Here is a 19,493-nt window from a genome sequence, read left to right as displayed (position 1 = left end):
GATGTGGGGCCTTTTTGCGTTCGCAGAGAATGGCAGGAGTATATATATAATCAGGGAGGCGTTATGGGTAATGAAAACAGTACTTTCAGGTATTCAGCCAAGCGGTAAGCTCACATTGGGCAACTACATTGGTGCAATCAAAAATTTTGTAAAACTCCAGCATGACTATCAATGTCATTTCATGGTAGTTGATCTTCATGCCATCACCGTGGCCCAGGAGCCAGCAGCATTGCGTGAACAGTCGGAAGCAGTAGCTGCACTGTTTATTGCAGCAGGTATTGATCCTTCGAAATCTAACGTATTTCTGCAATCCCATGTACCGCAACACGCGGAATTGGGCTGGTTGATGACAACGCTGACCTCCATGGGTGAGCTTGAACGGATGACTCAGTTTAAGGATAAATCATCCGGTAAAGATTCCGTTGGTGCGGGACTGTTCGTGTATCCATCATTAATGGCGGCTGATATTTTGTTATACAATGCTGACCTTGTGCCAGTAGGTGAGGACCAGAAGCAGCATCTGGAACTGACACGTGATCTGGCAGGACGTTTTAATCACCGTTATGGAGAGTACTTCACCATTCCAGATCCGTATATTCCGCAGGTGGGTGCTCGGGTCATGTCACTTGATGATGCCTCTTCAAAGATGAGCAAAAGTAACCCTAATGCTGGCAGCTATATTGCCCTGCTGGATCCGCCGGATGTGATTCGCAAAAAAATCAGTCGTGCCACTACAGATTCGGGACGTGAAGTCGTATATGATCCGGCAAACAAACCGGAAGTCAGCAATCTGATGAGCATCTACGCTGAATGTGCAGGTATGACGCTTAAAGAAGTGGCTGAGCGTTATGAAGGCAAGATGTACGGTCCGTTCAAAAAGGAACTGGCTGAAGTGGTTGTATCTGTGATTGAACCGCTACAACAACGATATAATGAGATTCGTGAATCTGGCGAATTGGCGGATGTTCTGGATACGTCAGCCCGTCGTGCAGAAGAAGTTGCTGCTCAAACGTTGGATGCAGTGAAAGAACGTATGGGATTTGTTCCAAGACGTAAACAGTAGTCCTGAACAAGATCTTCATATTTCATGCAATAAATAGTTAACACAAATAAAGAGGAGCCCTAATGAAGGACTCCTCTTTATTTGTGCGTTCTTATTGAACTTTATTGAACTATAAACTGACCCGCTTAAGAAGTGGGCTCTGAAACAGCCGATTGAACTTCCTGACGTTCTTTTTTGGCACGAATCACAAATCCCCAGCCAATGTTGGCAATGGACAGGACAAACAGTAGTGCAGCAAACCAACCGGAGTAGGAGATCATAATTGCTGAAACCGTTAACAAGAGAATGGAAGAGAATGCGAACCATAAGGATAAGCCTTTACTCATTGGGAAAAACCTCCATCTACAAATTTAGTGAAATTCCGTATAACCTGAAGCCTACGAGCCATAATAATCTTGCAAGCTTGCAATACATTACAGACACAGATTGAAAGGAGATTATAAATTATGGCTCAAGGATCTCGTTCTTCAAACAACTTGGTGGTACCTCAAGCGACTGCAGCACTGCAACAATTGAAAATGGAGGCTGCACAGGAACTGGGTGTAACTATCCCACAAGACGGTTACTATGGTAACTACACTTCCCGTGAAACAGGATCTTTGGGTGGATATATCACCAAACGTCTGGTACAAATCGCTGAGCAGTCTCTGGCTGGGTCTGGCAAATAATTTATTTTAACCAACAGCAACAAAACAGGATAAACAGAAAGCCCGGGGCGGAAACGCACCGGGCTTTCTCGCGTATCAGTTCCTAAGTTTGATTGTGCCTTGCCATGCTCACTTCGTCAAGGGCGTGCAGATAAAAGTTTTTTATCCATCTTCTCATCGCTTAACCAGCCTACATACGTATCAATCGTTTCAAAATTCCGATCCATCACAATCACAGCGACAAATGGATATTGTTTCCGGTGTCGATAACGTACATCTGCCCAGCGGACCTTGTACCCAGCAGGCAGTTCTTCAACCTCTGCCACCGCATAGGAGGTGAAATAGAGGAAGGCACTAACTTCCGGTGATTTGCGTGAAGCAGCAACGGCCGCATGAGTAGAAGACGAGGCGTGCAGACTCCATACCAGATTAGAACCATCCATTTTCCCGATCACATAACTGCCGTCCTCAACTCGTTTAACCACATGCCAGCGGTTCCAGGATATCGTTGGAATGATGATGTATCTTGCCTGCTCTGGGCTGTTGTCGAGACGTCTAACTTTTCTGACTGCTTGTGCACGAGCAATCGTTCGCCATATATAATATAAACCGGTCAAACTATACAACGTAACGAAGAGTGGTGCAGGGGCGATCAGATCAAAGGCCCATAACAGAATAGCTATGACATGGGTAGTGAATAGAAACGGATCAAAAATATGAATGATATTCCAGGCGATCCAGCGTTCCGTAAAAGGCCGGGCAGCTTGGGTTCCATAGGTGTTGAACAGATCGGTGAATACGTGAAAGCCTACGGCCACAGCGGTCCAGGTGGCAACGTGTCCAATAGGGACACCAGGGAATATCAGTGCAATGACGCCGGTGATGAGCAAAACCCATAACAGGAGAAATGGCAGAGAGTGTGACAAGCCCCGATGATTCCGGATGTAAAGCGAATTGCTTTTGAGACGTAAAGCAGTATCAATGTCAGGGGCCTGGGAACCGGCGATCGTGCCAATCATTACCGCAGCTGCAAGCATGGGACTCGCTGCGACGACAGGATCGACATAAGCCAGACCGGCTAGACCAATCCCCATGACAAAATGTGTAGAGGTATCCATAAACGTCTCCTTTGTGTGGTGTATCGTTCTAAGGCATATTACTTCTCTATCTAGGTGATACCCATATATAGTGTATAATATCCGTCTATCAGGATGCAAAACATCCCTAATTTCAAATTTATAACAATAAACTGTATTATACCCAATAAATGTACGCAGTTTGTCAAACTATTTTGGTGTTTCCTATGATAAACTTTATATCGGATACTGAGAGAAGTTGCATCAGAGAATATGCTGTCGGATATGTTACATAAATATTTATGGGCATTGTCCCTTTTAACCGTTACAATAATATAGAATCTCATAAAAAGTAGGTTTCTTTGAATACATATGTCACAGTAGATGGATGAAGCGAAACAAACGTGATTTTGGGTTCACATATGTATGCGTATTCATAAGAGAAGATACAGAAGGGACGAGGAAGATGCTGAAAAAGTACAAATGGACATGGATGCTGCTCGGGCTCGCACTGATAATGGCTGTGTATCTGATGTGGGGCACCGTATTTGCGAGTAAGGAAAAATTACCCGAGATTCGTGAAATCCAATCCTTTTCTATGGAAAATGTAGATGGCAGTACGGTATCACTGGAGGATACGCAAGGGAAAGTCCGATTGTTCTACTTTTATTTCACCAGTTGTCCGGATGTCTGCCCGATTACGACCTTTACGTTATCCCAGGTGCAGGATCTGTTGAAAGAGGACGACAGCTTCGGTAAAGATGTCTCATTTGTATCTATTTCATTCGACCCGAAAGTCGATACAAGAGAGAAGATTAAGACGTTTGCGGACCGCTTCCACGCGGATTATTCCGGATGGTACTTCTTGCGAGGGGATATGGACAAAACCAAACAGTTGGCCAGGGATTCATTCCAGATCCTGATCGAAGGGGAGAATAAGGACGATTTTGCCCATATGAACATGATCGGGTTGGTGGATGAGAACAACCAGCTGCGCAAGGTATATAACGCATTTAATACAGAGGACGTTGTGCCAGCTGTCATTGCCGAGGATATTCGCAATCTGATTAAGGAATAATCATCTGATACTCATATTGTAAAGGCTGCCTTCAGGTTGGATATCAACCCAAAGGCAGCCTTTTGGTATTTCATTTTAAAAGGAAGGATGTTCAGGGTATTGGATGTATGTCTCTAACCCGGCCTTTTCCAGCTGGGCAATGATATACTCATCAGGTGTTCCTTCCACACCCGCATATCCTCGTCTAGTATACATCTGTACTGCATCCGGGAAAGCATCCCGAAGTACACCTCTAATTTTTTTGCCGGAACTGTCATTATCCATAAATAAAAAGACTTCATCATAACCGACTTGCTTGCGCAGGGTCTCCAACTTAAGGGAATTAAGTGTTCCAAACGTACATAGAATGTTGATTTCGGGTCCAACCAAACGTTTCAGTTTGCTTCGGTCATTCTTACCTTCCACAATGACATGAATAGGCATGATATTCACCTCTTGTTCGAGAGCTTATGTCGACATTCCCCGGGAAATGTTGCAGCGGAAATCGACTGATTATATAAAATGGACTCCTTTCTTTACACGTTTGCTAACTGGATAGAACAACCCATCAAGTTTGAGGTCTTATTTCATAAATGTATCATTAGGGAAGTAATAGCTGGCAGTGGCCGTTCCGGTTACGGATCGTTCTTCCGATCGCTGTTGTCTCCAAATTTTCTGATTAATTTTTTATAGGTTGAAATATGGAGACAGCTTAATCTTTCGAAGCAGCTTTCTTACAGAAAGCTTTTAGGCGAACGCTACCGCTTCTTCAAAATCGATTCCGTCCCCTTCACTACCTTTGGGCTAATTGTTCAACCTTAATGATCTTCAATAAGATAAAACCTTCGGTGATTGTAAAAGATAGATTTCCCAGTTAGCTTTTATCAACGTGTAAAACGTTAGTCCATTTTATATAGTTTAGCTGTAAATGGGGGAATGATGCAAAGCTAATGAAAATACTGGCCTAATTTAATATGCTTTTCGGATCGGACAGGGAAGCTTCGCGTCTGGATGTATAGTATGGAAGCAGCAGCATACCAATCATTAATAAAACAAAGGCGATGAAATAGGGTGATAACCCGATACGAAGTTGTCCAGCTGTGATGGGACCGATGAAAGAGCCGATGGAGGTGGCAATGGATTGCAGCGAGAAAATGCGGCCCAACTTGCTTCCTCCGCTCAGCCGGATAAATAGGGTAGCCATAGCTGGAAAGATAATGCCTTTGGACATCCCGAGTACAAACAATACGGTGGACAACGGAACTTGTGGAATGGCTGCCATCACAAAAAAAGACAAGGACATTAACAGCACGCCCGCAACCAGACGCAGTTTGGGGGAATACCGGTTGAGAAATAACATGCTGAGGGTGAAGAGTGCCCCAATACTGATAATAGAGAACAGCAGTCCGGTAGACATGATGGACGATTGTCCTCCGCCCCGAAGGGGTAATTCGAAGAAGAGAATTCCTTGGGCACAGGCAATCACCAGAGGCAAGGCAAAGTATCGCCAGGACACTGGCAGGAATGCACTTGTGGCATCTGCTGGTGAAACGTCAGGTTTGGCAGGTTCCGTTACTCTCTCCTGCTGCTTGATGATGCCACGAGGCATCGTCATGAAAGCAATAACACCAGTGAGAATAAGCAGATAGCCCAAGCCTGAAAATGTAGCCGAGAATCCCATGGAACCTACAATGATCGCACCGGCTGCTGGTGATACCACAGATGCGAGGGTATGTACTACCCCGTGACCCGACATATACTTCCCTTGTTTAACCGGATCGCTGGATAACTGTGCAAGCAGGGCAAGACATGCAGGAGACAGAAAGGCCAGCACAAACCCGCTGATGGAACGCAGCGCCAGCAGTTGCCATGGTGTCTGGACATAGGCTTGCAGGAGCAGGATGAATCCTGCACCGAGCAGACTGAATACAATGTAGCGGCGACTACCATGTTTATCGATTTGTGTTCCGGCAATCAGATTGCCAGGAAGATGTGTTAAGGAATAGATGCCCATCATCCAGCCAATGAAGGTAGGGGCAGCTCCCAGCGAGATGGCAAAAGGAGTCAGAATCGGATACTGGGCGTGCAAATCAAATACGGCAAGGAACAAAAACAGGTATAGCCAGATGGCCGTTTTCACATAAGCCCCTCCTTGTTAAGCGATGCATGTTCAAATTACAGGTCTTGAACGTGTTCCCCGTTCTCCAGGAAGAACCTCATGGTACTACTTGTACGCCCGGCGGGACGAACTTAGACCGTTTATTTTTAAGGGAGAGGGCTTAGCTGACAGCAGCTTCGGAAATCATGTATAATATTCGGGAGTGTTACGAATGAATTCTAATACGGAAGGTGTAGTCATGAACATAGAAGTAATCAAAGAGTTTGTGATGCAGAACTGGCTGGTGATCGTGGTTGCATTGATCATATTGTTCTTTGTTCTGAATGTGGTCAAAACCGTATTGAAATGGGCGATTGCCATCATCATTATTGCGGCTCTACTGATATACAGCGGCATCTCCATTGATCAGATCAAACAGACAGTAACAGACGTACAATCCAGCACGATGGATACATTGAAGAAGGAAGCAACCAGCATGATGCTGAAGGAGGCTTCCAAAGCGAAATACGTCAAAGGACAGGATGGAGCGTTCACCATCACAAGTCCCAATGTGGAGATTAAAGGCAGAACTCAATCGGATAAAGTCGATGTGACCTTCCGTGGAATTTCACTTGGCGAATGGAAACTCGACAATGAAACGATACGTACGTTTGTCGAACAGGCACAGGAGAACAAAACAGCACCAGCATCGTAGTAAAGGGGGAATCGGTACGTGCTGCAGAATTGGCTGGACAGCCTGAAGGAATTGAATGGCATCACGATTATGCTGTTGCTGATTGTGGCTGCTTCATTATTGCAGGGTTGGTCCAGAGGGGCTTCGCGTTCAGCAGGCAGACTCTTTGGGTTCCTGATGGATGGCATTATGGCGGTCATTGGTATTCTGTTGTCGATCGGTTTAACGTTGTGGCTTGCGCCATATGTACAGCAGTGGCTGTCTGAGTATGCTTCAGCCATGCCTAACCGTGAGTTGAACCGGTGGGAACAGATGTATTATACGTTGGTTACGGCGATTGCAGATTTTCCGCTAATGCGGTTCGCTGTATTATTTGTACTTAGCTATGGACTCATCCGACTGATTCTCGGGTTTCTCTCATCATTTATTTTTAGCAGCAGGCAGGGGTCAGCTGAGGAAAGTGCGCCTAAAGGTATGTTTAGTCGGTTGACGGGTGCAGTCATTGGCACGATCATAGGCTCCGTCCGCGGAATGATTGTCATTGCGGTTTTGTTCATGATTGTCAGTCTTTACCCTGGAAGCATGTTCAGCCGATATGTGGAAGCATCCCCGATCTATATGCAAGGGGCCAAATCGGTTATCGAACCGTTGTCGGGCACGTTCATCAAGGACAAGCTACCCGTCTTTACGCAGGCTGTGCAAAAGGAACTGGGCGGCATCCTGCAACGTAAATATGAAGTCATCGACCACAATATTCCGACGGACATTGAATCAGCAGCGAGTGAGATTGTCAAAGGCCAATCGACAGATGAAGCCAAAGCAAGAGCGCTATACGACTGGGTAGGTTCACGTATTCAGTATGACTATGGTAAAGTGGATGACTATGAGCAAAAGGGCATATGGCATGAACAGAATCCACAGAATACATTTGATACACGTAAAGGCGTATGTATTGATTATGCCCGTCTCTATGCGGTAATGGCCCGTTCACAAGGACTTGAAGTCAAAGTGGTTACAGGACTTGGTTATAACGGCCAGGGAGGGTACGGTCCGCATGCGTGGAATGAGGTGTATTTGAGTGATTCCGAGAGCTGGGTTCCGCTTGACCCGACATGGGCAATCAGTGGAGACTGGTTTAATCCTCCGAATTTTGCCGACACCCATCTAAAGGATCAGTCAGCTTAACATTACAACGGACATGGGTCCGGAATATGACGACGTTGCCAGGTTATCATGCCGCGAAGAACCAGTTTGAGCGGTATGCATCAAGTCATGAAAGAGGTAGGATGGATGAAAAAGCATTCCAATGAGAAGGATGAACTTACAGACAAACGGCGCTTTAGTTACCGAATGAACGTATTTTTCTTCGCTTCCTTTGTTATTTTTAGCGTTATTATTGTACGCTTGGCCTTTTTGCAATTCGTGGAAGGGCCTGAACTCAGTCAGGAAGAAGCAAGTAACATTACCAAAGATGTACCACTTCCTCCTGTGAGAGGCACGATCTATGATTCTACAGGTGAGGTGAAGTTGGCTTACTCCAAGCCCATTCAGTCTCTCTACCTGACACTTTATAAAAACTATGGGGATGTTGATGGGAAACCGAGTCCTAACATAGGGGAAGTACAGGATATTGCAACCCGGTTGCATGATGTGTTTGAACAGTACAAGCTGAAGGATTCAGAGTCACTTACGGTGGAGAAAATTATTGAAGAGATGGACTTGAACTCCCGCAAAGCGAACGGTTTTATGCCGCGTCTGATCAAGAGTGATCTGTCCGAGGAAGAAGTTGCTTATTTCCTGCAGCACAAGGACGAGTTCAAAGGTATTCAGATCGTCGAGGAGAGTGTACGTTTCTACGATCCGGATACGGTAGCGGTTCAGACAATCGGTTACTTGAAGAAGTTCAGAAGTTCGAAGTCCTTGAACAAATACAAAGAGGTGGATGAGGCCAATAAAACGCAAACGGATCCTGGCCTGGTGTATACGGAGAATGAATTTGTAGGCTTTGATGGACTGGAACTGCAATATCAGGATGCTCTCCGCGGCAAAAGTGGATATACATCCGTTGATGTTGATTTGCGTAATTTGCCTGAAGGTGTTGCTGGTTCTACCCCGCCGCAGAAAGGTTACGACCTGATTTCCAGCATTAACAAGAACGTTCAGGTAAAAACAGAACAGGCCATTCTGGATCAGTTGAGTTGGCTTCATCGGAATCCGGTTTCCGGTCGATTACATCCAAATGCCAAGACCGGATTTGCAGTTGCGATGGAAGTGGATACCGGGAAAATCGTATCTGCTGCCAGTATGCCGGATTATGATACCAACGTATGGAGAACTGGCGGTATAAGTTCTGAAGATTACGACAAAATAAAATATATTTATCAAAATGGTACCATTCGTGGATTCCCGCCAGACGATTCAGGTAAACGGGCGGAATCTGTTGTATTGCTTGGTTCTACAATTAAACCGCTCAGTGTATTGATCGGTTTGAAAGAAGGTTTCTTCACTACAAATACCGTATATTCAGATAGAGGTTCAACGACCTTTGGTGGGGACAATCGCAGAGTGCAGAACTCATCAGGGCATGTGTATGGTGCATTGTATCCTCGTGATGCGATTCGTCATTCCTCGAACGTGTTCATGATTGATGAAATTGGTAAAAAGCTTTACTCCAATTATGGTGCAAAGGGTGTCGACGTGTGGGACGAATACATGGAGAAATTTGGGTTAGGTATCTCCACAGGTGTTGACCTGCCTAATGAATATCTTGGGCGCAAAGAATATGGTAAGGACAGCATCGAGAGTTCTTTGACCAAGCTGGTGTATGCCTCCTTTGGTCAACAGGGAAAATACACAACCATGCAGTTAGCACAGTACACGACAATGCTGGCGAACAAAGGAAAGCGGATGGAGCCACAACTGGTTAGAGAGTTCCGGGATTCGGAAGGCAACGTAGTCGAGAAAGTAAAACCGAAAGTACTCAGCACGGTAGAGTTTAACGATGCCTACTGGAATGAAGTACAACGAGGCATGGCAACCGAGGTATCTGCTTTTAGCGGATTCCCTTATGACTTTGCCAGAAAAACAGGGACATCGACACAGGTAGTAGGTGGCAAACTGGTGGATAACGGGGTGTTTATCGCCTATGCCCCACGTAATAATCCGAAGCTTGCTGTCGCTGTGGTTATCCCCGAAGGGGGCTTTGGATCGAGTAGTGCGGCTCCGGTTGCACGTGCGATCTTTGATGCCTATGACGAGGAATTCGGTCTCGACGGTGTACCGAAAAAGGACAAAAATAAAGAATCAGATTCGGAATCAGGCACACAGTGATGTGAGGCATTGGTTACAGAGGGGACCCTTCGTGGGTCCTCTTTTTTGTTTTACGTGGAGCATGGATCGTAAGAGTGAACTAATTAGTTGCATTAATATGTAACCATATGAGCTGTACCACGTTTATATAAGGGAAGGGTAAACGCGATCTGGAGAGCGGGACAACGTTGATATGTCAGTGTTTACATTGGAATCGGAGATTGGGTAGTGTAGCGGTTCTGTTTACGAAAATGTAACCAAATATTGAAAGACGTGACAGCTAACCTTTGGTAGACTTGGTTGAGAAAGGATTAAATATAGGATTGAACACGTTCACAAGACGGATTAAATATTTTATTTTTATAAAGGAACGGGAGAGGCTTATAACATGTTTAACCGATTGAGGAAGAAACCCATGACTGAGGAAGATACACCTGTTAACAAGCCTTCCACCGCAAGGCTGAATCTGTTTTTTTTCGCGGCATTTGTCATATTCAGTATTCTCATTTTCAGATTAGCCTTTGTGCAGTTTGTGGAGGGTCCTGAACTGACGTATATGGAAACGAGTCGTAATACCAAAGACATTCCACTCGCACCTGTTCGTGGTCCCATCTATGATGCGACAGGGGAAGTCGCGCTGGCTTATTCCGAACCTGTACAGTCCCTGTATGTGTTGTTGTATGAGGATTATCGGAATGATGAACGTAGACAGGAAGCAGAGGAACTGGCTCATGATCTGGCGGCTGTGTTTAAGCAGTTTAATCCAGGGGATAAAGAGCAGCCGGATGCGGAAGAGATCATCAAACGATTGGATCTGGATTACCAGAAAACGTTTGGGTATGTGCCGAGGCTTGTGAAGTCGGATCTATCGACCAAAGAAATTGCCTTTTTCATGGAGAAGAAAGCGGAATATCCGGGCGTTATGGTGCTGGAAGAAAACATAAGAAAATATGACCCGGATGGCGTAGCGGTTCAGGTTGTGGGTTACACAAGAGAGTTCAAGCGAGCACCAGATTCCATTGCCAAATATAAGGCCATCCGTGAGGGGGCAAGTACCCAGCGTGATCCTGGTCTTGTGTACCATGAAGAAGAAAAGGTTGGCTTCGATGGGCTGGAGCTTCAATACCAGGAAGAACTCCGTGGACGAAGCGGATATCAGTCCATTGATATTGACGCACGTAATCTGCCAGATGGGACGATGTTACAAACACCACCGGAGAAAGGCTACAGTCTGGTTTCCACCATTAACAAGGAGATTCAGATGGCTGCACAAGAGGCGATAACGGACGAATTGCGCAGACTTCCGAAGGCAATTACCGGATACGCAGTAGCCATGGAAGTGGATACGGGGAATGTGGTGGCTATGGCAAGTATGCCAGATTATGATCCAAACGATTGGGATTATGACAAAATCAAGTTTGTATTCCGGAACGGAACCACCGAGTCGTTCCCACCGAATGATGCCAAGCCTAGTCGGGCGGAATCCGTTATACTTCTTGGATCAGTAATCAAGCCGTTAAGTGTCCTGATTGGATTGAAAGAGGGATTATTTACAGCAGGACAGACCTATCATGATCAGGGATATGCGGTTTTGGGGAAAGATGGCCGACAAGTGAAGAACTCGCATTCTGCTTATAATGGTTCTATTACGGCGAGAAAAGCGATTGAGAAATCCTCCAATGCCTTCATGATTGATATGGTGGGGAAACGTTTGTTAAGTAAATATGGCTCAGAGAAAGGTATCGATGTCTGGCATAAACACATGCAGGAATTTGGCTTGGGTGTGTCCACTGGTGTAGATCTGCCTAATGAATTTCTGGGTAGGCTAGAATATACTAATGAAGACGAATCAGCTCTAACACGTTTGGCATTTGCCTCGTTTGGACAGCAAGCCAAGTACACCACGATGCAACTCGCACAATATACCACCATGCTTGCCAATAAGGGCAAGCGGATGGAACCACATCTGGTGAAGGAAATCCGTGACGCGGACGGCAATGTGGTGAAAGAGATCAAACCTAAGGTGCTTAATGAAGTTGATTTTGCCGATGCGCACTGGAATGAAGTGCACAAAGGAATGGTTACCAAAGTAAGTGCATTTGACGGTTTCCCATACGATTATGCACGGAAAACAGGAACATCAGAGCAGGGGACCGGACCGAACAAAAAAGAGAATGGTGTGTTTATTGCCTTTGCACCACGAGATAATCCGAAGCTTGCTGTAGCTGTTGTTGTACCAGAAGGTGGATTCGGGTCAGTCAGTGCTTCACCAATAGCACGAAAAATTTTCGATGCATATGATGAAGTGTATGGTCTCGATGGAACGCCGAAAGGTAAGAAAGACGAAGGGAAAGACAACGAGTAATACAAAAGAACGTCTCGGAAGTTTGCTCTTTTAACATCGTGACCGAAAGGTTTATGAAGTGAATTAAATATATTTGGACAGGCAGGGGAAATAATCCCTTGCCTTTTTTTTTGGCTTCGGATAAAATTTGCACAAGGGAAACATTATTAGTCTTGATTAAAAATTAATACCTTGTACAACAAAATTAGATGTAGACAAGTATTTTAGGAGAGGGAAAGGGGACGATTGAATTGTTAATGGTGAAAATGAGGAGTATTCAGAGGGGATTCATTACGCTAGCGGCTCTGGTTCTGGTTATTGTACTTACGGCATGTTCCAGTGGTGCAGAGACGAGCAGTGGTGGCAAGTTACAAGTAACCGCTACAACGGGAATGATTGCTGACGTAGCACGTGAGGTAGGCGGGGCATATGTTGACGTTACCGGGCTAATGGGCCCGGGAGTTGACCCCCACTTGTACAAGGCATCCCAAGGTGATGTTCGCAAGCTGGAACAAGCAAAAGTCATTTTCTATAATGGACTGCATCTTGAAGGCAAAATGACAGACATTTTGGAGAAAATGTCCTCAAGCAAGCTGGTTACTGCTGTTACAGAGACTATTCCAGTCGAGGAGTTACACTCAGGCAAAGATACAGGCGGCACCGAATATGATCCACACGTCTGGTTTAACGTCAGCCACTGGATGCATGCGGCAGAAGCCGTACGCGATACGCTCGTGGAGGCGGACCCGGACCATGCTGAAGAGTACAAGGCTCAGGCAGAGGCGTATCTGGCGAAGCTCGAAGTACTGGATGCCGAGGTGCGTGAGAAGATTCTGGAGATTCCGGAAGCAAGCCGGGTATTGGTTACGGCGCATGATGCATTTGGATATTTCGGTCAGGCTTATGGCATGAAAGTGATGGGGCTTCAGGGCATCAGTACAGCAGCCGAATACGGTGCAAAAGATGTTAGCGAACTGCGGGATTATCTCGTAGATAACCATATCAAAGCAGTATTTGTTGAATCGAGTGTACCTGCAAAAGCGATGGAAGCCATCATTGCCGGAGCAGCTCAAAAAGGACATACCGTCAGCATTGGTGGAGAACTGTTCTCGGATGCCATGGGGGCTGAGGGAACGGAAGAAGGCACATACATCGGTATGATTCGCCATAATGTTGAGACGATTGTAGAAGCCCTTAAATAATGAATCACATGAAGAGAGGAGTTACAGGATTATGGAAGATACAACTTTATTGAAACAAACTCCTACGAAACTGAACAATAGTCACTTGCAGGGAACGCAGCCAACATCGGCTCCTCTCAGTGTGAGGGATCTGGCCGTTGCGTATCACAAAAAGCCGGTGCTTAGCAGTGTATCCTTCGATATCCCAGAAGGACAACTCATCGGAATCCTCGGACCGAATGGTGCGGGGAAATCGACCCTGATCAAAGCTGTTCTGGGACTGGTACCGAAGATGCATGGAGAGGTACGGATCTTCGGTCAATCGTACAGGGAACAACGTCGCCGCATCGGTTATGTGCCCCAACGGGAATCGGTGGACTGGGATTTTCCAACGCATGCACTCGATGTGGTGATGATGGGACGGTATGGTCATCTAGGCTGGTTCCGTCGTCCGGGGAAAAAGGAGCGAGACCTGGCGGCACACTGCCTGGAGCAAGTCGGCATGGGTGATTACATGTACCGCCAGATCAGTCAGTTGTCCGGTGGACAGCAGCAACGTGTCTTTCTGGCGCGGGCACTCGTGCAAGACGCAGATCTGTATTTCATGGATGAGCCATTTGCAGGTGTGGATGCCACCACAGAGAAAGCGATCATTTCGCTTTTGGAACAATTGAAGAAACAAGGCAAGACCGTACTGGTTGTTCACCATGATCTGGCGACAGTCGAGGAATACTTCGACCATGTGCTGCTGCTCAATGGACGACTGGTGGCAGGTGGGCCGACAAGTGAAGTATTTGTACCGGATACATTGCAAGAGACGTACGGAGGCCGGATTGCGATGATCGGAAGCCGGACGGAGAAAGGCCAGGTGTAGTGCATGTGGAACTGGATCGTTGCTATCTTATCTGACCCCAATACACGTTGGATATTACTTGGCTGTCTGTTGCTGGGATTCAGTAGCGGAATTATTGGCTCCTTCACCTTTCTTCGCAAGCAGAGCCTGATGGGGGATACCCTCGCTCATGCTGCTCTGCCCGGGATCTGTATTGCATTTATGTTGACGGAAACGAAGTCGGTCGGATTATTCCTGTTCGGTGCTCTGGTGGCTGGCATTGTCGCTACCTTCGGAATCTCGTGGATTACGCGCTACTCCCGAATCAAGCAGGATGCGGCGATGGGAATTGTGCTGACCGTATTTTTCGGGGTTGGTGTAGTGATGCTGACGCGCATCCAGCATGGGGCGAGCGGAAGTCAAAGCGGACTCGATAAATATTTGTTTGGGCAGGCGGCATCCATGGTCATGACGGATGTGTATGTCATGGGTGGCGTATGTCTCGTATTACTGATTGCCTGTCTGGCCTGGTTCAAGGAATTCAAACTGGTGAGTTTTGACCCGGGATTTGCACGTGGTATGGGTCTGCCAGTTGCTATGTTGGAGCAGCTCATCCTGCTCTTGACTGTAATCGCGGTGGTGGCCGGAATACAAGCCGTTGGTGTCGTGCTTGTTGCGGCCTTGCTGGTAACTCCGGCAGCAGCTGCACGTTGCTGGACTGACTCACTCGCACTCATGGTGTTGCTCGCTGGCATATTTGGTGCATTGAGTGGTGCAACAGGCACCATCTTCAGTACGCTTGTACCTAATCTGCCGACAGGACCTGTAACCGTTCTTGCGGCTACGGTGTTGTTTGCCGGGTCAGCCTTGCTGGCTCCACGTCGCGGATTATTAGCTCGACGGTTGCGTAGCATTCAGGCAAAGTCGGCATATATGCGTGAAGAGCGGGCTACACTCCAGACTCTCGCCGCACAGCGAAATCAGCAGGAACGGGGGGAGATGTAATGGCAACGTTTTGGATTATCTTGACGGCCGTACTGGTTTCTTCTGCCTGCGCCATCCTCGGTTGTTTTCTGATTCTGAGGCGAATGGCTCTGGTCGGTGATGCCATCAGCCATGCGGTTCTGCCCGGTATTGCGATTGCTTTCCTGTGGAGCGGTTCCAGAGATTCATTATGGATGCTGCTCGGCGCAACGGTGTTTGGATTACTGACGGTGTTCTTCATACAGAGTTTGCAGGCAGGTGGACTGTCATCTGATGCCTCGATCGGAATTGTGTTCACAGCACTCTTCGCAGTAGGGGTCATTCTGATTAGTCTGAACGCCCAGCATATTGATCTGGATCTGGACTGTGTCTTGTTCGGAGAGATCGCTTATGTACAGTGGGATACGCTAACCCTTGGAGGTACGGATGTCGGTCCGAGGGCAGTCTGGATGCTGGGTATCACTTTGCTAGTCATCCTCGTCGTTATTGGGCTGTTCTACAAACAGTTCAAGCTGTGTGCCTTTGATCCGGCGCTGGCTGCGGCCTGCGGCATTCCAGTAGTGCTGTTCCATTACCTGCTCATGGGACTCGTTTCGATGACGTCCGTAGCTTCATTTGAAAGTGTTGGTTCGATTCTCGTTGTGGGCATGCTGATTGTACCTGCGGCGGCGGCTTATCTGCTCACAGATCGTCTGGGCAAAATGATTCTGTATGCCGTCCTGATCGGAGCAGCATCCTCGGTTGGAGGTTATATCATGGCATATGCCCTGGATGCTTCCATTGCGGGCTGCATGGTAGCTGTTGCGGGAATTTTGTTTGTTCTCGCACTGTTGCTGTCACCGAAACATGGCATTGTATTCCGTTACGCTCGTCGCAAATTCGCGGCAAGGTAATGGAAGTTTAAGTAGATAACAGGTGAATAAACAAGATTATAAGAAGCCGTCTGCATTGCAGACGGTTTTTTGCGTGTCTGGTCGTATTACTTTTTGCAGGGAAGTCTAATTATAGATATGCAATATAAAATGATAATGTAGCGTCATCCTGCCGATTACGGGTTATTTTGTTGCATACAGATGATCTGTGGTAAAATGTCGTTAGCTGTGACGTCCGGAGCATCCGTTTTTGCGGATGTCGGGCGATCTTGTTGTGAGTTTGAAATTAGGGAGAAATAGAGAGATAACCTAGGAGGAACTACTGTATGAGTGAACTGAAATACAAATTGCTTGCATTGGATATGGATGGAACATTGCTTAACGATAATCATGAAATTACACAGGAGACCGCCAAGTGGATTCAGATTGCCATTCGTCGGGGTGTACATGTGTGCCTTTCTACGGGAAGAGCCGTATTCCACGCGATGCCTTATGCGGTTCAACTTGGACTGGAGACACCGATGGTTACCGTTAACGGTAGTGAGGTCTGGAAAGCTCCGCATGATCTGCATATGCGTCATCTGATGGACCCGGCATTAATTCGCCAAATGCAGGAAATTGGTGAGAAATATAATAGCTGGTACTGGGCATACTCCGTGGAAGAGCTGTTCAACCGTGACCGTTGGACGGACAATATTGAAGGTCTGGAATGGCTGAAATTCGGCTTTAATACCGAAGTGGATGAAGCTCGTCACCAGATTATGATGGAACTGCAACAAATGGGTGGTCTGCAGATGACGAATTCTTCACCTGTTAATATCGAGATCAACCCTGCTGGAATATCCAAAGCCAGTGGTGTAGCCGAAGTCTGCAAACTGCTGGGTATCGAGATGTCCGAAGTTGTTGCTGTCGGAGACAGTCTGAATGATCTGGCTGTCATTGAGGCGGTGGGTCTGGGTGTAGCAATGGGCAATGCGCAGGAGCAGGTCAAGGAAGCGGCTGATCTGATCGTAGCGAGTAACAATGAAGACGGTATTGTTGAAGTGATCCGTGAACATATTTTGAAGGGGGAGTAACCTTTGCTCGCAACCATTGCCTGGATTTTAATTGTGCTGCTGTTTGCAGTGGGGATGGCTGGAACGGTATATCCCATACTGCCTGGTGCTGTAGCGATTTTCTTCGCGTTTCTGGTCTACGGATGGTTATTCAGCTTTGATCCGTTTGGTGTGTGGTTCTGGATCATTCAGATTCTGATTGTTGTTGTGTTGTTTGTGGCTGATTATGTTGTCAGCGCATGGGGTGTGAAGAAGTTCGGTGGCTCCAAGTTATCAACCACGCTGAGTACCATTGGTGTTATCATTGGGCCATTTGTCATTCCAGCATTCGGACTGGTGCTGGGACCATTTATCGGTGCTTTTATCGGGGAACTGATCGGAGGGTCCTCACCTTCCAAAGCGTCGAAAGTTGGATTTGGTTCCGTCGTGGGGCTATTTACGAGTACTGTGATGAAAATTATTTTGCAAATCGTCATGATTGTTCTCTTTATTATCTGGGTGGTAAGATTCGCCTAAACGTTCAGGATTAGCTTCAACGGGATGCACGTCCGGTGTGGAGGAAAGAAGGGGAATTCGTTTGTCTAAGAAAGAAACATTCATTAGGGGTACGCTCATTCTGGCGGCCGCTGCACTGATCGCAAGAGTACTCGGATTGGTTCAACGGGTGCCGCTTGAGCATATCCTTGGAGATGTCGGTAACGCATCGTTTACGATCTCCAATACGGTATATTTAATGCTGTTAACTGTAGCAACGGCGGGCATACCGAGTACACTTAGTAAAATGGTATCGGAACGCTATGCGCTCGGACGCGCGGGTGAAGCTCAACAGATCTACCGTGCAGCCCTGATCTTTGCGGCTGTTGCCGGGGTAGTCATGTCTGCATTATTGTGGTTCGCGGCACCTTATTATGCTACGTATGTCTCCAAAGTACCGGAGTCGGTCAGCGCCATTCGTGCCTTGGCTCCAGCCTTGCTGCTGTTCCCGGCCATTGCGATGATGCGTGGATATTTCCAGGGACGCGGCAACATGACAGCAGGTGGTATTTCACAGATTGTTGAACAGTTCGCCCGTGTAGGTACAGCCATTATCGTGGCTTATGTCATGCTGCAATGGAATTATGATGACCAGACGATTGCTGCGGGAGCCTCATTTGGTGGGGTATTAGGAAGTGTGGGTGCCTTCGGTGTCATGCTGTACTTCACCTTGAAGCTGCGTCGTAGCGACCGTGCGGCCCAATTGAATTACGAGCGTGCAGAGCAGTTACCGATGCGAGGTATCTACAGTGATATCTTCAAGCTGTCTATTCCAATTGTGCTATCTTCACTTGCGGTTCCAGCCATTAACTTCATCGATTCATCCCTTGTGGTACCACTGCTTAGTGGCCAGATCGGACTCGAAGAAGCGACTGGTGTACTTGCGATCCTGGGTGCGAAAGCCCAAAGTATTGCGGGTATTCCTCCGATTCTGGCGATCGCTTTGAGTCAATCGTTGGTGCCTGTCATATCGGCAGCATTTGCCCGCAAGGATGAAGCGCATCTGAAGAGTCAGGTTACACTTGCGTTGCGTATTTCGATTCTGACAGGTATGCCGATTGTCATTGCACTTTGTGCGGCAGCATATTCGGTCAACGGATTGCTGTTTAGCAATCTGGATGGAACACCGATCATTGCCTTGCTGACATTCGGTACCATTTTCCAGATTACGATGATGACCACCAACTCCATTTTACTAGGGGTAGGGAAACCGCGGATTACGATGATCAGTGTCGCAGCAGGTGTTGTGATCAAATTGATCGCAAGTCTTATTCTGGCGCCGATCTTTGGCATTTACGGCATCATTATAGCAACGGCGCTTTGTTTCCTGGTCATCACGTACCTGAATCTGCGGGTCCTTCGCAAAATCGTTGATTTCTCCATCATGGGAGAGCGTTGGAAAGGGTTTATCATTACAGTGTTGCTTGCAGCAGGTGTAGGATTTGCAGCGAACTGGATTGGCAATATGATCTTTGGACTCTTCCTTCCAGCGCGTGTATCCTTCTTGCTTACCTGCCTTGTGGTTGGTGTGCTTGTTGTGGTGGTGTATCTGGTTCTCATGGTTGTGCTGCGTGTACTGCGCAAGGACGAGCTGGGCAGTTACCCACGTATCCTGCAAAAAATTCTTCGTCCACTTATGCGTCTTCAACGTGGAGCTGGGCAAAGAGCTTAAAATGCAAGGAGTACCATTCAAGCATTACTATTTTGTGGAAATTGGATACAAGCTCTGTCTGCTGTTAAGCGGACA

18 protein-coding genes are annotated in these 19,493 nt (G+C 47.0%); 14 read left to right on the top strand and 4 right to left on the bottom strand.

Annotation, left to right across the window (positions count from 1 at the left end):
- Positions 1–70 precede the first annotated feature (70 nt).
- Positions 71–1,063: a tryptophan--tRNA ligase gene (gene trpS / locus MKY92_RS24715; protein ID WP_036605729.1), complete on the top strand. Its 993-nt coding sequence runs from the start codon at positions 71–73 to the stop codon at positions 1,061–1,063.
- Between the two features lie 125 nt (positions 1,064–1,188).
- Here trpS and MKY92_RS24710 read toward each other — a convergent pair whose 3' ends face one another.
- On the bottom strand, positions 1,189–1,389 hold the full coding sequence (locus MKY92_RS24710) for a hypothetical protein (RefSeq protein WP_339297979.1): 201 nt from the start codon (positions 1,387–1,389) through the stop codon (positions 1,189–1,191).
- Between the two features lie 120 nt (positions 1,390–1,509).
- On the opposite strand from MKY92_RS24710, the gene MKY92_RS24705 reads away from it, so the two are divergent.
- A complete protein-coding gene (locus MKY92_RS24705) occupies positions 1,510–1,731 on the top strand; it encodes an alpha/beta-type small acid-soluble spore protein (protein WP_056702318.1) in 222 nt (73 codons plus the stop codon).
- Between the two features lie 116 nt (positions 1,732–1,847).
- Here the strand turns inward: MKY92_RS24705 and MKY92_RS24700 are convergent, their stop codons facing one another.
- Complete coding sequence (locus MKY92_RS24700; RefSeq protein WP_339297978.1) at positions 1,848–2,828, bottom strand: metal-dependent hydrolase; 981 nt, start codon at positions 2,826–2,828, stop codon at positions 1,848–1,850.
- 424 nt (positions 2,829–3,252) lie between these two features.
- Here MKY92_RS24700 and MKY92_RS24695 point away from each other — a divergent pair, with 424 nt between their 5' ends.
- A complete protein-coding gene (locus MKY92_RS24695; protein WP_237178531.1) occupies positions 3,253–3,864 on the top strand; it encodes an SCO family protein in 612 nt (203 codons plus the stop codon).
- 75 nt (positions 3,865–3,939) lie between these two features.
- Here the strand turns inward: MKY92_RS24695 and MKY92_RS24690 are convergent, their stop codons facing one another.
- Together MKY92_RS24690 and MKY92_RS24685 are read right to left on the bottom strand one after the other, a co-directional pair.
- Entirely contained in the window at positions 3,940–4,287 is a 348-nt protein-coding gene (locus tag MKY92_RS24690; RefSeq protein ID WP_062837991.1) for a toprim domain-containing protein, read from the bottom strand.
- A gap of 520 nt (positions 4,288–4,807) precedes the next feature.
- Complete coding sequence (locus MKY92_RS24685; protein WP_339297977.1) at positions 4,808–5,983, bottom strand: MFS transporter; 1,176 nt, start codon at positions 5,981–5,983, stop codon at positions 4,808–4,810.
- 190 nt (positions 5,984–6,173) lie between these two features.
- Here MKY92_RS24685 and MKY92_RS24680 point away from each other — a divergent pair, with 190 nt between their 5' ends.
- The 11 genes from MKY92_RS24680 to MKY92_RS24630 all read left to right on the top strand — a co-directional run bounded on the left by MKY92_RS24680 (position 6,174) and on the right by MKY92_RS24630 (position 19,418).
- Positions 6,174–6,656 (top strand): ATPase, encoded by a 483-nt coding sequence (locus MKY92_RS24680; RefSeq protein ID WP_174806458.1) that lies wholly within the window; start codon positions 6,174–6,176, stop codon positions 6,654–6,656.
- A gap of 18 nt (positions 6,657–6,674) precedes the next feature.
- On the top strand, positions 6,675–7,820 hold the full coding sequence (locus MKY92_RS24675; protein WP_339297976.1) for a transglutaminase domain-containing protein: 1,146 nt from the start codon (positions 6,675–6,677) through the stop codon (positions 7,818–7,820).
- A gap of 105 nt (positions 7,821–7,925) precedes the next feature.
- Positions 7,926–9,965 carry a penicillin-binding transpeptidase domain-containing protein gene (locus tag MKY92_RS24670; protein ID WP_339297975.1) on the top strand — a complete coding sequence of 680 codons (2,040 nt, stop codon included), beginning with the start codon at positions 7,926–7,928 and terminating at the stop codon, positions 9,963–9,965.
- 394 nt (positions 9,966–10,359) lie between these two features.
- Positions 10,360–12,309, top strand: coding sequence for a penicillin-binding protein 2 (locus MKY92_RS24665; RefSeq protein WP_339297974.1), 1,950 nt, complete (start codon positions 10,360–10,362; stop codon positions 12,307–12,309).
- A gap of 236 nt (positions 12,310–12,545) precedes the next feature.
- Positions 12,546–13,490, top strand: coding sequence for a zinc ABC transporter substrate-binding protein (locus MKY92_RS24660; RefSeq protein ID WP_339297973.1), 945 nt, complete (start codon positions 12,546–12,548; stop codon positions 13,488–13,490).
- Positions 13,491–13,521: 31 nt separating this feature from the next.
- Positions 13,522–14,343 (top strand): metal ABC transporter ATP-binding protein, encoded by an 822-nt coding sequence (locus MKY92_RS24655; protein ID WP_235193917.1) that lies wholly within the window; start codon positions 13,522–13,524, stop codon positions 14,341–14,343.
- 3 nt (positions 14,344–14,346) lie between these two features.
- On the top strand, positions 14,347–15,306 hold the full coding sequence (locus MKY92_RS24650; RefSeq protein ID WP_339297972.1) for a metal ABC transporter permease: 960 nt from the start codon (positions 14,347–14,349) through the stop codon (positions 15,304–15,306).
- Positions 15,306–16,178, top strand: coding sequence for a metal ABC transporter permease (locus MKY92_RS24645; protein WP_076328977.1), 873 nt, complete (start codon positions 15,306–15,308; stop codon positions 16,176–16,178). The genes MKY92_RS24650 and MKY92_RS24645 overlap by 1 nt, the downstream gene beginning before the upstream one ends.
- A gap of 305 nt (positions 16,179–16,483) precedes the next feature.
- A complete protein-coding gene (locus MKY92_RS24640; RefSeq protein WP_237178538.1) occupies positions 16,484–17,233 on the top strand; it encodes a Cof-type HAD-IIB family hydrolase in 750 nt (249 codons plus the stop codon).
- Positions 17,234–17,287: 54 nt separating this feature from the next.
- Positions 17,288–17,728 (top strand): DUF456 domain-containing protein, encoded by a 441-nt coding sequence (locus MKY92_RS24635; RefSeq protein ID WP_339301905.1) that lies wholly within the window; start codon positions 17,288–17,290, stop codon positions 17,726–17,728.
- A gap of 61 nt (positions 17,729–17,789) precedes the next feature.
- Positions 17,790–19,418, top strand: a complete 1,629-nt coding sequence (locus MKY92_RS24630; protein ID WP_339297971.1) for a polysaccharide biosynthesis protein — start codon at positions 17,790–17,792, stop codon at positions 19,416–19,418.
- The last annotated feature ends 75 nt before the right edge of the window (positions 19,419–19,493 follow it).

Origin of the sequence: Paenibacillus sp. FSL R5-0623, assembly GCF_037974265.1 — a bacterium.
Taxonomy (GTDB): domain Bacteria; phylum Bacillota; class Bacilli; order Paenibacillales; family Paenibacillaceae; genus Paenibacillus.
The sequence above is the reverse complement of the archived record's forward strand: the minus strand, read 5'-3'. Positions and strand labels throughout refer to the sequence as shown.

Excerpts from the sequence above, each read along its gene's own strand:
- MKY92_RS24650 (WP_339297972.1), top strand. The coding sequence starts at position 14,347 with ATGTGGAACTGGATCGTTGCTATCTTATCTGACCCCAATACACGTTGG.
- MKY92_RS24660 (WP_339297973.1), top strand. The coding sequence starts at position 12,546 with ATGGTGAAAATGAGGAGTATTCAGAGGGGATTCATTACGCTAGCGGCT.
- MKY92_RS24665 (WP_339297974.1), top strand. The coding sequence starts at position 10,360 with ATGACTGAGGAAGATACACCTGTTAACAAGCCTTCCACCGCAAGGCTG.
- MKY92_RS24680 (WP_174806458.1), top strand. The coding sequence starts at position 6,174 with ATGAATTCTAATACGGAAGGTGTAGTCATGAACATAGAAGTAATCAAA.
- MKY92_RS24635 (WP_339301905.1), top strand. The coding sequence starts at position 17,288 with ATGGCTGGAACGGTATATCCCATACTGCCTGGTGCTGTAGCGATTTTC.
- trpS (WP_036605729.1), top strand. The coding sequence starts at position 71 with ATGAAAACAGTACTTTCAGGTATTCAGCCAAGCGGTAAGCTCACATTG.
- MKY92_RS24705 (WP_056702318.1), top strand. The coding sequence starts at position 1,510 with ATGGCTCAAGGATCTCGTTCTTCAAACAACTTGGTGGTACCTCAAGCG.
- MKY92_RS24670 (WP_339297975.1), top strand. The coding sequence starts at position 7,926 with ATGAAAAAGCATTCCAATGAGAAGGATGAACTTACAGACAAACGGCGC.
- MKY92_RS24640 (WP_237178538.1), top strand. The coding sequence starts at position 16,484 with ATGAGTGAACTGAAATACAAATTGCTTGCATTGGATATGGATGGAACA.
- MKY92_RS24690 (WP_062837991.1), bottom strand. The coding sequence starts at position 4,287 with ATGCCTATTCATGTCATTGTGGAAGGTAAGAATGACCGAAGCAAACTG.
- MKY92_RS24645 (WP_076328977.1), top strand. The coding sequence starts at position 15,306 with ATGGCAACGTTTTGGATTATCTTGACGGCCGTACTGGTTTCTTCTGCC.
- MKY92_RS24700 (WP_339297978.1), bottom strand. The coding sequence starts at position 2,828 with ATGGATACCTCTACACATTTTGTCATGGGGATTGGTCTAGCCGGTCTG.
- MKY92_RS24655 (WP_235193917.1), top strand. The coding sequence starts at position 13,522 with ATGGAAGATACAACTTTATTGAAACAAACTCCTACGAAACTGAACAAT.
- MKY92_RS24710 (WP_339297979.1), bottom strand. The coding sequence starts at position 1,389 with ATGAGTAAAGGCTTATCCTTATGGTTCGCATTCTCTTCCATTCTCTTG.
- MKY92_RS24695 (WP_237178531.1), top strand. The coding sequence starts at position 3,253 with ATGCTGAAAAAGTACAAATGGACATGGATGCTGCTCGGGCTCGCACTG.